Source organism: Burkholderia sp. MSMB0856 (genome assembly GCF_001524645.2).
GTDB lineage: Bacteria > Pseudomonadota > Gammaproteobacteria > Burkholderiales > Burkholderiaceae > Burkholderia > Burkholderia diffusa.
This window is the reverse complement of record NZ_CP013427.1, coordinates 1,217,696-1,230,984: the sequence shown is the minus strand read 5'-3', so window position 1 is coordinate 1,230,984 and position 13,289 is coordinate 1,217,696. Positions and strand designations below refer to the sequence as shown.

At 67.9% G+C, this 13,289-nt stretch carries 11 protein-coding genes and 1 tRNA gene; 3 read left to right on the top strand and 9 right to left on the bottom strand.

Annotated elements, in window-relative coordinates; all coding sequences use genetic code 11:
• Window positions 1-12: 12 nt before the first annotated feature.
• Window positions 13-1,767: an acyl-CoA dehydrogenase family protein gene (locus WS87_RS06885; RefSeq protein WP_059817868.1), complete on the bottom strand. Its 1,755-nt coding sequence runs from the start codon at window positions 1,765-1,767 to the stop codon at window positions 13-15.
• 173 nt (window positions 1,768-1,940) lie between these two features.
• On the opposite strand from WS87_RS06885, the gene WS87_RS06880 reads away from it, so the two are divergent.
• Entirely contained in the window at window positions 1,941-2,843 is a 903-nt protein-coding gene (locus tag WS87_RS06880) for a LysR family transcriptional regulator (RefSeq protein WP_059817870.1), read from the top strand.
• Between the two features lie 36 nt (window positions 2,844-2,879).
• Here WS87_RS06880 and WS87_RS06875 read toward each other — a convergent pair whose 3' ends face one another.
• The 4 genes from WS87_RS06875 to WS87_RS06860 all read right to left on the bottom strand — a co-directional run bounded on the left by WS87_RS06875 (window position 2,880) and on the right by WS87_RS06860 (window position 7,193).
• Window positions 2,880-4,298: an amino acid permease gene (locus WS87_RS06875; RefSeq protein ID WP_059817871.1), complete on the bottom strand. Its 1,419-nt coding sequence runs from the start codon at window positions 4,296-4,298 to the stop codon at window positions 2,880-2,882.
• A gap of 92 nt (window positions 4,299-4,390) precedes the next feature.
• On the bottom strand, window positions 4,391-5,461 hold the full coding sequence (locus tag WS87_RS06870) for a porin (protein ID WP_442861406.1): 1,071 nt from the start codon (window positions 5,459-5,461) through the stop codon (window positions 4,391-4,393).
• 100 nt (window positions 5,462-5,561) lie between these two features.
• Window positions 5,562-5,948 carry a RidA family protein gene (locus WS87_RS06865; protein ID WP_059535912.1) on the bottom strand — a complete coding sequence of 129 codons (387 nt, stop codon included), beginning with the start codon at window positions 5,946-5,948 and terminating at the stop codon, window positions 5,562-5,564.
• A gap of 30 nt (window positions 5,949-5,978) precedes the next feature.
• Window positions 5,979-7,193, bottom strand: coding sequence for an amino acid aminotransferase (locus tag WS87_RS06860; RefSeq protein WP_059817875.1), 1,215 nt, complete (start codon window positions 7,191-7,193; stop codon window positions 5,979-5,981).
• 191 nt (window positions 7,194-7,384) lie between these two features.
• On the opposite strand from WS87_RS06860, the gene WS87_RS06855 reads away from it, so the two are divergent.
• Both WS87_RS06855 and WS87_RS06850 read left to right on the top strand, forming a co-directional pair.
• Complete coding sequence (locus tag WS87_RS06855) at window positions 7,385-7,867, top strand: Lrp/AsnC family transcriptional regulator (RefSeq protein ID WP_059535916.1); 483 nt, start codon at window positions 7,385-7,387, stop codon at window positions 7,865-7,867.
• 82 nt (window positions 7,868-7,949) lie between these two features.
• A tRNA-Val gene (locus WS87_RS06850) sits at window positions 7,950-8,024 on the top strand.
• Between the two features lie 160 nt (window positions 8,025-8,184).
• Here WS87_RS06850 and WS87_RS06845 read toward each other — a convergent pair.
• The 4 genes from WS87_RS06845 to hutG all read right to left on the bottom strand — a co-directional run bounded on the left by WS87_RS06845 (window position 8,185) and on the right by hutG (window position 13,288).
• Window positions 8,185-9,579, bottom strand: coding sequence for an aspartate aminotransferase family protein (locus WS87_RS06845; protein WP_059817878.1), 1,395 nt, complete (start codon window positions 9,577-9,579; stop codon window positions 8,185-8,187).
• Between the two features lie 28 nt (window positions 9,580-9,607).
• Window positions 9,608-10,945 carry a glutamine synthetase family protein gene (locus WS87_RS06840; RefSeq protein ID WP_059689197.1) on the bottom strand — a complete coding sequence of 446 codons (1,338 nt, stop codon included), beginning with the start codon at window positions 10,943-10,945 and terminating at the stop codon, window positions 9,608-9,610.
• Between the two features lie 12 nt (window positions 10,946-10,957).
• Window positions 10,958-11,764, bottom strand: coding sequence for a gamma-glutamyl-gamma-aminobutyrate hydrolase family protein (locus WS87_RS06835; protein ID WP_059817880.1), 807 nt, complete (start codon window positions 11,762-11,764; stop codon window positions 10,958-10,960).
• Window positions 11,765-12,490: 726 nt separating this feature from the next.
• The gene (gene hutG / locus WS87_RS06825) at window positions 12,491-13,288 is read right to left on the bottom strand and encodes an N-formylglutamate deformylase (protein ID WP_059817882.1); all 798 of its coding nucleotides are present in this window, start codon (window positions 13,286-13,288) and stop codon (window positions 12,491-12,493) included.
• Window position 13,289 lies beyond the last annotated feature (1 nt).

The window sequence follows — 13,289 nt, the reverse complement described above, 5'->3', positions numbered from 1 at the left end:
CTTCCGTCGCGCTCATCGCTCGACCTCCGGCAGCAGGTCGAGCGCCATGTCGAGCGGCACCGGTGTGCCGCGCAGCAGCGCGTCGAACGCCGCCGCTTCGTCGTCGCGCGACGCCGGTGCGAGCGGGTCGACCGGCAGCAGCTTGTGACGCACGACCAGGTGCGCGAGCGCGAGGCGACGGTAATCGGGTGCGAGCTGTGCGCCCTCGCACGCCATCAGCACGGCCGCGCTCGCGTAGTAAAGCGCCGACGCGGCCTGCCGCACGCGCGCGTCGTCGCCTTCCGCCGCGACCCGCGCGAGCGCATCGCACGCGCGCGCGAGAATGCGCCGTAGCGCCGCGCGGCTCGCGTCGGGCAGCGGCGCCGCGCCGAGCCGGTCGCCGAGGAACGTGCGCAGCGCGTCGAGCGCCTGCTCGCGCTGCGCGGCGCGCGCGACGTCGAGCGCGACGATGTTGCTGGTGCCTTCCCAGATCGAGCCGAGATGCGCGTCGCGCACGAGCCGCGCATCGCTCCATTCCTCGATGTAGCCGGTGCCGCCGCGCACCTCCATCGCGTCGCCCGTCACGCGGCGCGCATCGCGGCACGCGCGGAACTTGATCAGCGGCGTCAGGATGCGCACGCAGCGCGCGGCCTGCTCGTCGCCCGCGTCCGCTTGCGGCAGCAGCAGCGCGATCTGCATGAACATCGCGCGCGCGGCCTCGGCGGGCAGCAGCATCTTCATCAACTGACGCTGCATCAGCGGCATCTCGATCAGCTTGCGGCCGAACGCGGCGCGATGCGCGGCCACGTGCAGCGACTCGTTCAGCGCGCGCCGCATCAGGCCCGCCGCGCGCACGCCGTTCGACAGCCGCGACATGTTGATCATGTCGGCCATCTGGTGAAAGCCGCGCCCGATCTCGCCGATCAACCAGGCCTGCGCGCCTTCGAGCGCGATCTCGCCGCTCGCCATCGAACGGCTGCCGAGCTTGTCCTTCAGCCGCACGATCCGGTAGCGATTGCGCGTGCCGTCCGGCAGCGTCTTCGGCAGCAGGAACAGCGCGAGGCCCTTGATGCCGTCCGGCGCGCCGTCGGGCCGCGCGAGCACCATCGCCAGGTCGGCGTCCGCGTTCGAGCAGAACCACTTGTCGCCGTACAGGCGCCACACCGCCCCGCCCTGCGCGTCGGTTTCGCGCACCGCGCGCGTCGCGATGCGGCCGACGTCGGAGCCGGCCGCCTGCTCGGTCATGAACATCGCGCCCTGGAACAGCGTATCGAAATCGCGCGACGCGAGCCTCGGCAGATAGTGTTCGACGAGCGCCGGGTCGCCGAAACGACGCAGCGTGCGCGTCAGCGAATCGGTCATGCTGACCGGGCAGCACAACCCGAATTCCGCCTGCACGAACAGGAACGTCAGCGCGTACTTGACGAGCGGCGCCACCGCCTCGGGCTGGTGGCTCAGCGCCGCGAGCCCGAGTTCCGAGTAGGCGACCCGTTCGAGCGCGACATACGCGGGATCCTTGTCGATCCGCTGCACGGCTTCGCCGCGCCGGTTGCGATGCTCGAGCACGGGCGGATGCTTGTCCGCGCGCGACGCCCACGCGTCGAGTTCGCCCGACACGCGCGCGCCGAGCGCGTGCAGCTGCGGTTCGAGTTCCGCGTAGCGGGTCGCGCCGAGATGCAGTTTCAGCAACGCGCCGAGATCGGGATCGGTCGTGAAGAAGTTGATGCCCCGGCTATCGGGGATGTTGTTGGCCGCGCCTGTGTCCGGCGTGCGAGCGGTGTCGTTCATGCATGCGTCTCCATGGTGGCCCGGCTGCCGGCCGGTGCCCACGCCGTGGCGGCGCGGCCGGCTGGTGCCAGGCGTTCAGCAGAGCGTAGGCGCGCGATCGATAAGCGTCCAATACAGGATTTATCCGGTACGATAGACGATGCTTATCGATGCCGATGCGGGGAGGACGCACCATGGAACTGAGGCAGTTGCGCTACTTCGTGGCGGTCGCCGAGGAACTGCATTTCGGGCGCGCGGCGAAGCGTCTGTTCATCTCGCAGCCGGCGCTGAGCTTCGACATCCGCAAGTTCGAGGATGCGCTCGGCGTGCAGCTTTTTTCCCGCACCAACAAGACGGTCGCGCTGACCAACGCGGGCGCGGTGCTGCTCGGCGAAGCGCGCCGGCTGCTGCTGCAGGCGGCCGAGGCCGAGCGGCTCACGGTGCGCTCGGCGTCCGGTCTCGCGGGACGGCTGCGGATCGGCTTCGTCCATTCGATGCTGTATCGCGGGCTGCCCGACGCCGTGCGACGCTTCGAGGCCGATTATCCTGGCGTCGAGATCGTGCTGAGCGAGATGAACACGCAGGCGCAGGTGCAGGCGATCCAGCGCGGCCAGATCGATCTCGGCTACGCGCACTGGGGCCACTGCCCGCCCGAGGTCGAATCGACGCCCGTCTACGCGGAACCGTTCGTGTGCTGCCTGCCGGCCGCGCATCCGCTCGCGCGGCGCCGGCAGGTCGCACTCGCCGCGCTGGCCGCGGAACCGTTCATCCTGTTTCCGCGCGACGCGGCGCCGCATTATCACGACCTGATCATCGCGCAATGCGTGAACGCGGGATTCAGCCCGCTGATCCGTCACGAGGCGCGGCTCTGGCAGACGATCCTGTCGATGATCGAATTCGGGATGGGCATCGCGCTGGTGCCGCGCGTGCTGCAGCAGGTGAAGAGCGACCGGCTCGCGTTCCGGCCGCTGAAGGATGCGTCGCTGGAATCGCGCACGCTGGAGCTGAAGCGCAGCGGCACCGCCGAACCGGTCGCGCTGCGCTTCGCCGACTACGTGCGCGCGTCGATCGACGCGCTGCCCGCGCTCGCGGGCTGAGCCGGCGCGCCGGTACGCCGCGCCGCTACTTCCCCGCTATTTCGCTTCCGGCTGCAGCACCGGCTGCGCGCGCCGATACCACACCGCATACACAACGGACAGCGCGGCCAAGAACGGAATGCCGAAGATCAGCGTCATGTGGAATTCGGCCGTGAAGTACGTCGTCACCATCACCGCGAGCATCAGCGCCGCGCCGAGCAGCGTCAGCAGCGGGAAGCCGCGCATCCGGAACGCGGGCGCCGGCAGGCCGAGCGCCGCGCGACGCCGCCGGAAGCAGTAATGCGTGACGAAGATCATCATCCACGTGAACAGCGCGCCGAACATCGACACCGACATCATGATCGTGAACGACGCGTCCGGATACAGCACGCTCAGGACCGTCGCGAGCGCGATGCCGAGCGTCGACAGCATCAGCGCGCCGAACGGCACGCCACGCGCGTTCACCTCGCCGAGCGCCTTCGGCGCATGACCCGCGCGCGACAGGCTGAACATCATCCGCGTCGTGATGTAGAGCTGGCTGTTCATCGCGGACAGCGCGGCGATCAGCACGACGAAGTTGATCAGCCCGGCCGCGCCCGGCAGGTGGATCGCCTCCATCACCTTCACGAACGGGCTTTCGTCGCGCCCCGCCGCCGTCCACGGCACGATCGCGAGCATCAGCGCGAGCGTGACGAGGTAGAACAGCACGAGCCGCACGATCGTCGAGCGGAACGCGCGCGTCACCGCGCGCTCGGGATCTTCCGCCTCGCCCGCCGCGACCGCGATCATCTCGATGCTCAGGTAGCTGAAGATCGACACGATCACCGCGACCCACATCCCCCACATGCCCTTCGGAAAGAAGCCGCCGTGATCGGTGTAATGATGGAAACCCGCGCGCGCCGCGCCGTCGCCGACCAGCGCCGGATTGCCGAACACGACGTACGCGCCCAGCACGATGAAGCCGACGATCGCGGCGATCTTCACGACCGAGAAGCCGTATTCGACCGCGCCGAACACGTCGACGCTGCGCGCGTTGACGAACACGAGCAGCGCCGAGAAGCCGACGATCCACAGCCAGCCCGGCACGCCCGGGAACCAGTACTTCATGTACAGCGCGATCGCGGTGACTTCGGTGCCGACCGCGAGCACGATGCACGCCCAGTACGCATAGCGCACGAGGAACCCGGCCCACGGGCTCACGTAATGTTCGGCGTACGCGCCGAACGACCCGGAAGTCGGGTGCGCGACCGTCATCTCCGCGAGACAGCCCATCAGCAGCAGCGAGATGAACGCGCCGATCGCGTAGCTGACGAGCACGCTCGGGCCGGCAAAGCCGATCGCGAACCCGCTGCCGAGAAAGAGACCCGTGCCGATCGCACCGCCGATCGCGATCATCGCCATCTGCCGTGCGGAAAGCGTGCGGCGCAGACCCTGCTCGCGCGCCGCGATGTGCTGGAATTGTCCTTCTGGTTGCATCGAATGACCTCGTTCGAAAACGTGTGTCCGGTCGAAACATCGACGGCGCACGGACCGGTGCCGGACCGCACCGGCCACCGCGCGCCGCGTGCTCAGAACATGTGGCGCAAGCCGGCCGCGATACCCGTCTGGTTGCCGCGTCCGGGCATTTCGGTGAACGCGCCGCCGGTCACCCGGTTGTAGTCGACCGTCGCGTAGACCTGCGTCGCCTTCGACAGAGCGTACTCGGCCTCGAGCACGCCCGTATAGCGCTTCCCGCCGCTACCTGCGACGCCGTTGACGTTGCGGATGTCGTCGTAGTACGCGACGCCCGTCACCGACACCGCCGGCGTGACCTTCACGCTCGCGCCGGTATAGAAGATCGCGTCGCGGCGCGGATTGTCGGCGAACGAACCGTAGGTCACGTCGCGGCCCGGCGCGTTCAGCAGTTGCCGGTCGAGCATGCCCGTGCGGTCGATGCCGCCGAGGTAGCCCGCGTACAGCGTCGCCGCGCCGAACGCGTAGCGTGCGCCCGCGCCCCATGCTTGCTGCGCACGGCTGTTCAGGTCGCGCGCCTGCTGGTAGGTCGCGCCGACCATCAGCCCGCCGAGCGTGTACGACACGTGCGTGCCCCAGTACGCATTCGCGCCGAGGCTGCCCGCGACGCCGCCGAAGCCGTAGCTCGCGCCGACGTTCAGCCCGCCGAACGTGCCGTCGTAGCTGACGACGTTGCTCGCGCGGCCCTGCGTGAGGAAGTACGGCCACATGTTGGCCGTATAGTTGCCGACCGTCAGCGGATCGAGATCGCCGAACAGGTTGAACGCCTCGGTCGCCTGCCGGCCGAGCTTCACGGTGCCCCAGTCGCTCGCCAGGCCGACATACGCGTAGCGGCCGAACAGCGCGCCGTCGAGCTGCCCGTTCTGCGGCTCGAAGCCGCTTTCGAGCTGGAAGATCGCCTTCAGCCCGCCGCCGAGCGCTTCGCTGCCCTTCAGGCCCCAGCGGCTGTTGGTGATCGCGCCGTTGGTCATCTGCACGCTCGCGTCGTTCGACGCGTTCGCGTGCGTCGTATAGCGAATGCTCTGGTCGACGATGCCGTACAGCGTCACGCTGCTCTGCGCCATCGCGCCGCTCGCGGCGAGCAGGCCCGCCATCGTCGGTACTGCGAATCGAGTGATACGCCTCATCTTCGTCTCCATCCTTGTCTGAATATTTGATGTTCGTCGGGGGGGGTTGATGCTTGTCGTTAATCGTGGGTGCTGCGATCGTCGCGAAGTCGCGTGCCGGCTAGCCGCGTGCCGCCGGCAGCGCGACGTACGCGACGAGTTCGACGCGCATGTCCGGGTGCGCGAAGCCCTGCACGCCCACGCACGTGCGGTTCGGGTACGGTTCGTGAAAGTGGCGCCGGTATTCGGCGTCGAATTCGGGCATCGCCTTCACGTCGGACAGATAGACGAGCACCTGCGCGACGTCGTCCATCGTCGCGCCGGCCGCCGCGACGGCCTTCGCGAGATTGCCGAGCGTGATGCGCGCCTGCTCGGTCATCGTATCGCCGGCGATCGCGCCGGACGCATCGACCGGCCCGTGGCCGGTAAACATCAGCCCGCTCGCGCGGGTCGCCCACGAGAACGGCTGCGCGAGTTGCGGCAAGTCGACCGGGATCGTGTCTGCCATCGTGTCCTCCTTCGGTTCGGGACCGGCCGCTCAGGCGGCCTGGCGCGACGTGCCGCCGAGCACGTCGGCGATCGCGTTCGCGACGTGGTCGACGTTCGCGTCGTTCAGGCCCGCGATGCACATGCGGCCCGAGCGCAGCAGGTAGACGCCGTGCGACGCGCGCAGCCGGTCCACGTCGGTCGCGGCGATGCCCGTGTAGCTGAACATGCCGCGCTGCGTGACGAGCGCATCGAACGCGCTCGCCGGCAGGCGCGCGTCGAGCCGCGCCTTCAGCGCGCCGCGCATGCGCTTGATGCGCGTGCGCACCTCGGCCACCTCGTCTTCCCAGCACGACCGCAGGACGTCGTCGTTCAGCACGGCCGACACGAGCTGCGCGCCGAACAGCGGCGGGCTCGAATAGGTGCGGCGCACGCCGGCCTGCAACTGGCTCAACACCGTCGCCGCTTCGCCCGCGCTCGCGCAGACGATCGACAGGCCGCCCACGCGCTCGCCGTACAGCGAGAAGTTCTTCGAGAACGAGTTGCTGACGATCGCCGGCAGTCCCGCTTCGACGATCGCGCGCACGGCCCATGCGTCGTCGTCGAGTCCGTCGCCGAAGCCCTGGTACGCCATGTCGAGGAACGGAATCAGCCCGCGGCGCGCGAGCACGTCGATCACCGCGCGCCATGCGTCGCGGCCGAGGTCGAGGCCCGTCGGGTTGTGGCAGCACGGCTGCAGCAGCACGATGCTGCGCGCGGGCAGCGCGTCGAGGGCTGCGAGCATCGCGTCGACGCGCAGGTCGTTGCGCGCTTCGTCGTAGTACGGATACGTGTGCACGTCGAGGCCGGCCGCCGCGAAGATCACGCGATGGTTGTCCCACGTCGGATCGCTGATCCAGATCGCGCTGTCGGGGAAATAGCGCTTCACGAACTCCGCGCCGAGCCGCAGCGCGCCCGAGCCGCCGAGCGTCTGCAGCGTCGCGATGCGCCCTTGCGCGAGCGCCGCGCAGTCGGCGCCGAATACGAGGCGCTGCACGCCCTGCCGATACGCGGCGAGCCCTTCCATCGGCAGATACGTATGCGGCGCGCCGGCTTCGCGCACTCGCTCGGCCGCGAGACGCGTGCTCTCCAGCACGGGAATGCGGCCCGCTTCGTCGTAGTAGAGACCGATGCTGAGGTTGACCTTGTGCGGATGGGCATCCTGCTGGAACGCCTGGAACAGCGACAGGATCGGGTCGCCCGGATAGGCGGGAATGTGTTCGTACATGGCGGAATGACGCTGGAAGTTGAAGGCGGCGAGTCGACCGGCGGCGTGACAGCGCGTCAGGCCGTGCGGTCGAGGCATGGGGCGCATGTTATCGAGGACGAAATAGAATGAGCTTCACTTTTCGATGACGAATCGCCGCCATTGCAGTAGAGTCTGCGCTTGTCATCTCAAAAAATATGGGATTCTGCGAAATGAATCTGGATCGAACCGATATGCGGATCCTCCGGCATCTCGAGCGGGACGGACGCATCAGCAATCAGGACCTCGCGAATGCGGTCGCGCTGTCGCCGTCGGCGTGCCTGCGGCGCGTGAAGCTGCTCGAGGAACGCGGCGCCATTTCGGGCTACCGCTGCACGATCGATCCGAAGAAGGTCGGCGTCGCATTCGAGGCGCTCGTGCACGTGTCGATGCGGCCGGACGTGCCCGAATGGCACGACCGGTTCGTGGAGGCGATCCAGCAGTGGCCGGAAGTCATCGCCGCGCAGATCGTGACGGGCGGCTCGAACTACGTGCTGACGGTGCGGGCGCGCGACCTCGACCACTATTCCGACTTCGTGATCAACCGCCTGCACCGCGCGACGGGCGTGATGTCGATCAATTCGAGCATCGTGCTCGCGACGCTCAAGCGCGACGGCTCGATCCTCGATCTCGTCGAGCCGTCGACGGCCGGCTGACGAATCTTTTGCACCGGCTGAAAAATATTTGAAGAAAGTGCTTTACGAACCCGAAAAGCTCTGACATAATTTCAGCTTCTTTGGGCGGTTAGCTCAGCGGTAGAGCACTGCCTTCACACGGCAGGGGTCACTGGTTCGATCCCAGTACCGCCCACCAAAGAATTCAAGGGCCTGCGTCTCACGACGCAGGCCCTTTTCGTTTTGCGGCCGCCTTTCTGCTGCGGCCCGTCTCCCCTGCACGCTTCCTTGCGCTCGCGAACCCGTTCGACGGGCAACGACGCTCCGACCACATGCAATCGCAGCGCCGCGACGACTGACTACCCTGCCCGCCCCACCCGCTCCGCCGTCGCATCGAACGCGCGCTTCGCCTTGTCGACGATCTCGTCGATCTCCACCTCCCGGATCACCAGCGGCGGCGACAGCAGCATCCGGTCGCCGGTCGCGCGCATGATCAGATTGCCGTTGAAGCAGAAGTCGCGGCAAATCGTGCCGATATCGACGCTGGCGTCGAACCGCTCGCGCCGCGCGCGATCGCGCGCGAGCTGGACACCCGCGACCAGCCCCGCCCCGGCGATCTCGCCAACGATCGGATGATCGCCGAGCGCTTCCCGCAACCGACGCTGGAAATACGGCCCGATGTCGTGCTTCACGCGCTCGACGATCCCCTCGTCGCGCAGCAGCTTCAGGTTCGCGACCGCCACCGCCGCCGCGACCGGATGGCCCGAGTACGTGAGGCCGTGATTGAATTCGCCGTTGTCGATGATCGGGCGCGCGATGCGTTCGTGGATGCCCACCGCGCCCATCGGCACGTAGCCCGACGTCAGGCCCTTGGCCATCGTGATCAGGTCCGGCTCGAAGCCGAAGTGCTGATGCGCGAACCATTCGCCGGTGCGACCGAAGCCGCCGATCACTTCGTCGGCAACGAGCAGGATGTCGTACTTGCGGCAGATCCGCTGGATTTCCGGCCAGTACGTCGACGGCGGGAAGATCACGCCGCCGGCGCCCTGGAACGGCTCGCCGATGAATGCCGCGACGTTTTCCGCGCCGAGTTCGAGGATCTTCGCCTCGAGCTGCTGCGCGCGTGCGAGGCCGAACGCTTCGGGCGTCTCGCCGGCCTGCGCTTCGCCGAAGAAATACGGCTGGTCGATGTGCACGATGTTCTCGACCTTCGACGGCATCTGCTCGTGCATGTAGCCCATCCCGCCGAGCGTGCCGCCCGCGATCGTCGAGCCGTGATAGCCGTTCTTGCGCGAGATCACGACCTTCTTCTGCGGCTTGCCCTGCACACGCCAGTACTGGTGCACGAGACGCAGCACGGTGTCGTTGCCTTCCGAGCCGCTGTTGCAATAGAAGAAGTGGTTGAAGCCGGCGGGCGTGACTTCGGCGAGCATCGCCGACAGTTCGATCACCGGCGGGTGCGTGGTCTTGAAGAACGTGTTGTAGAACGGCAGTTCCTGGAGCTGGCGATACGCGGCGTCGGCGAGTTCCTGGCGGCCGTAGCCGACGTTCACGCACCAGAGGCCGGCCATGCCGTCGATGACCTTGTTGCCGTCCGAGTCCCACAGGTAGACGCCGTCGGCCTTCACGATCACGCGGCTGCCCGCGCGGTTGAGTGCGCCCATGTCGGAGAACGGGTGAATGTGGTGCGCGGCGTCGAGCGCGCGGTATTCGGCGGTCGAGCGCGCGGCGACGGCTTCGCTTCGTTCTGTCATGTTGCCTCCGCAGGTCGGTGCCGCACGCTCACACGTGCAGCAGGAGATGGCGACGTTCCCACGAGCTGATCACGCGGAAAAACGCTTCGTATTCGGTTTCCTTCAGCGCCAGATACGCCTTCACGAACTTGTTGCCGAGAATGTCGGCGAGCGGCGCACACGCGGCCATCAGCGAGATGCCCTCCTCGAGATTGCGCGGCAACTGGTACGGCAGGTCGTAGCCGTCGGACGCGATCGGTTCGGTCGGCGCGAGCTGCTGCGTGAGACCGAGATATCCGGCCGCGAGCGTCGCCGCGAATGCGAGGTACGGATTGCAGTCGACGCCCGGAATCCGGTTCTCGATGCGCCGCGCGACCGGCGTGGACTGCGGGATGCGAAAGCCGACGGTGCGGTTGTCGTAGCCCCACTGCACGTTGATCGGCGCGGCCATGAAGCGCGACAGCCGGCGGTACGAGTTGATGTACGGCGCGAAGATCGGCATCAATGCGGGCGTGTATTTCTGCAGCCCCGCGAGATAGCTGTGGAACATCGGCGAGACGACGCCGCCCTCGTCGGCGAACAGGTTGTGGCCGGTGCGCGCATCGGCGAGGCTCTGGTGGATATGCATCGCGGAGCCTGGCTCGTTTTCCATCGGCTTGGCCATGAACGTCGCGTACATGTTGTGACGCAGCGCGGCCTCGCGCACCGTGCGCTTGAACAGGAACACCTGGTCGGCGAGCGACAGCGCGTCGCCGTGCACGAAGTTGATCTCCATCTGCGCGGCGCCGACCTCGTGAATCAGCGTCTCGATGTCGAGGCCCTGCATTTCGCAGTATTCGTAGATGTCCTCGAACAGCGGATCGAACTCGTTGACGGCCTCGATCGAATACGACTGACGCCCCGTCTCCGCGCGGCCCGTGCGCCCGACCGGCGGACGCAACGGCAGGTCCGGGTCGGCGTTCATGTCGACCAGATAAAACTCGAGTTCGGGCGCGACGACCGGCTTCCAGCCCTTCGCCTTGTACAGGTCGAGCACGCGGCGCAGCACGTAGCGCGGCGAAATCTCGACCGGCGAGCCGTCGAAATGCACGCAATCGTGAATCACCTGCGCGGTCGGATCGACGGCCCACGGAATCAGGCATATCGTCGACGGATCGGGCACGCACACCATGTCGGGATCGGTCACGCCGGTCAGCGAACCGTCTTCCGGATAGTCGCCGGTGACGGTCTGCACCATCACGGCCTGCGGCAGGCGCATCGATTCGCCGGACTCGAACTTGTTGCGCGGAATGATCTTGCCGCGCGCGATGCCGGCCATGTCGGGAATGATCGCCTCGACTTCGGTGATGCGGTGCTGACGCAGGAATTCGCTCAGTTCGGGTTGCATGATCGGCCTCGTTCAGTCGATGTCGGATGCGGCCGGCGACGGCATGGTGCCGCCGGCCGCATGAATACGGTGCGTCATGCGCGCGCGGCACGCCGCGCCGAATGCCGCGAAGATGTCGCGCGACAGCGGCTGTTCCGCGAAGCGCCATTCCGGATGCCACTGCACGCCGAGCGCGAACGCGCGCGCGCCGCGCACGCTGACGGCCTCGATCAGCCCGTCGGGCGCGCTCGCTTCGACCGCGAGCCCCGCACCGAGCCGCGCGATGCCCTGGTCGTGCAGCGAATTGACCATCGCGTCATGCGCGCCGCGCGCGACCCGTTGCAGCAGGCCGCCCGGCGCGAGCTGCACGCGGTGCGCGGGGCCGTACTGCCGCTCGAGCGGATCGCCGTCGCGCTCGCGATGATCGTGGAAGCCCGCGCTCGCATGCAGCCGCTGATGCAGCGTGCCGCCATACGCGACGTTCAGCTCCTGCATGCCGCGGCAGATCGCGAGCACGGGCACGCCCGCGTCGATCGCCGCGCGGATCAGCGGCAGCGCGGTCGCATCGCGCGCGGGATCGTGCAGCGTGTCGGGCATGCTCGCCGGGCCGCCGTAGTGATGCGGCTCGACGTTCGAATAGCTGCCGGTCAGCAGCAGCCCGTCGATGGACGCGACGATCGCGTCGACCGGCTGGCGCGTGCCGAGCGCGGGCAGCACGACGGCGAGCGCGCCGGCACCATCGACCAGCGCGACGAGATACTTCTCGCCGGCCGTGTGGTTCGGATGGGCGCCGCGCATCACGCGGTCGGCGGTGACGGCTACGAGCGGGCGCGGTCGCATGATCGCCTCCAGGATGAACGTGCGACGCGGGCATCCGCGCGGGGCGATGGCCACGCGCGGTCGCGCCGCACGCGCCCATGCGCGATCCTGCCGGGCGAACGGCGCGGCAACGGACGGTGCGACCCGATGCGAAAGCGGAAACGGACGCTAGGGCAACAATGAAGCGCTGCCGTCGCACTGCACCGCGCTGAACACGTGCGCGGTCACGAGGTTGAAGCGGCGCAGGCCGCGATGGGACACAGCGAAGAGACGAGGCTCGCGTATGAGGGCGGCGCGCGTGCCGCGATCAGCATGCCGGATCGGCCCGGCCTGAGGCGACGCGCCCGCCGACGGACTTCGGGTCCGGCATATCGAAGGGCTGGCGGCTTTCACGATCGTACTCGACTGACTGGTGAAGACAGGACACGTGTCGCGATGAAGCGGAGGCGGCAATGCCGCGCGGCGACACGTCGGCAAGGTGTTTCGCAACGGATTCCGGCGCGGTGCGGCGCTGATCGACGCCGTCGCGGCCGGCGCGCGTGACGACTTCCTGACATTCAGCTTATATCACCTAAAAATTGCGTCAAATTTTCAGGTATCGATCCCGACATCGATCAGACGAAAAAAAACGGCATCGACCCGACCGGTCGATGCCGTTTTGTGCGCTGCGTCGGCGCGTGCAGTGCCCGCTGACAGGCCGTGACGCGAGGCGGCACCGCGCCGCCGCACGCCACGCGCGCCGGCGGCTCAGCGATGCGCGAGGGCTGTTTCGACGAGCGTCTGCAGCAGCGGCACGATCCGCGCGGCACGCGCTTCGTCGTACGCGTACGGACGCGTCTCTTCCATATAGGTGATCTGCGACAGCTCGAGCTGCACGGCTTCGACGCCGGTGGCGGGCACGCCGTAATGACGCGTGATGTAACCGCCCTTGAAACGCCCGTTCGCGACGGCCGTATAGCCGCCGTGCGCGCTCACGCATGCCGCCAGCGCCTCGGCGAGGCCGGGCGCGGCGCTCGCGCCGCCCGACGTACCGAAGTTGAAGTCCGGCAGGCGGCCTTCGAAGAAGCGCGGCACGTGCGAGCGGATCGAATGCGCTTCCCACACGAGCACGCGGCCGTGCTCGCGCTTCAGGCGCGCGATCTCGCCTTGCAGCGCGTCGTGATACGGGCGCCAGTAGCGGTCGCGACGGCGCATGATCTCGTCGTTGCCGGGCAGCGCGTTCGCCGGATACAGCGGCGCCTTGTCGAACGTGTCGACCGGCACGAGCCCGGTCGTGTCCTGCCCCGGGTACAGGTTCTCGTTGTCGGGCGGACGGTTCAGGTCGACGACGTAACGCGCGTGCGACGGCACGAGGATCGACGCGCCGAGCGTCGCCGCGAACCCGTACAGCCGCTCGAGGTGCCAGTCGCAATCGTCGACGAAGCGCGCATCGGGCGTCATCGTCGCGGCGATGTCGTCGGGAATGTGGGTGCCTGCGTGCGGAATCGAGATCAGCAGCGGCAGCGTGCCCTGCTTCAGCGTGAAAACAGCCGGTTGTTCAGTCATG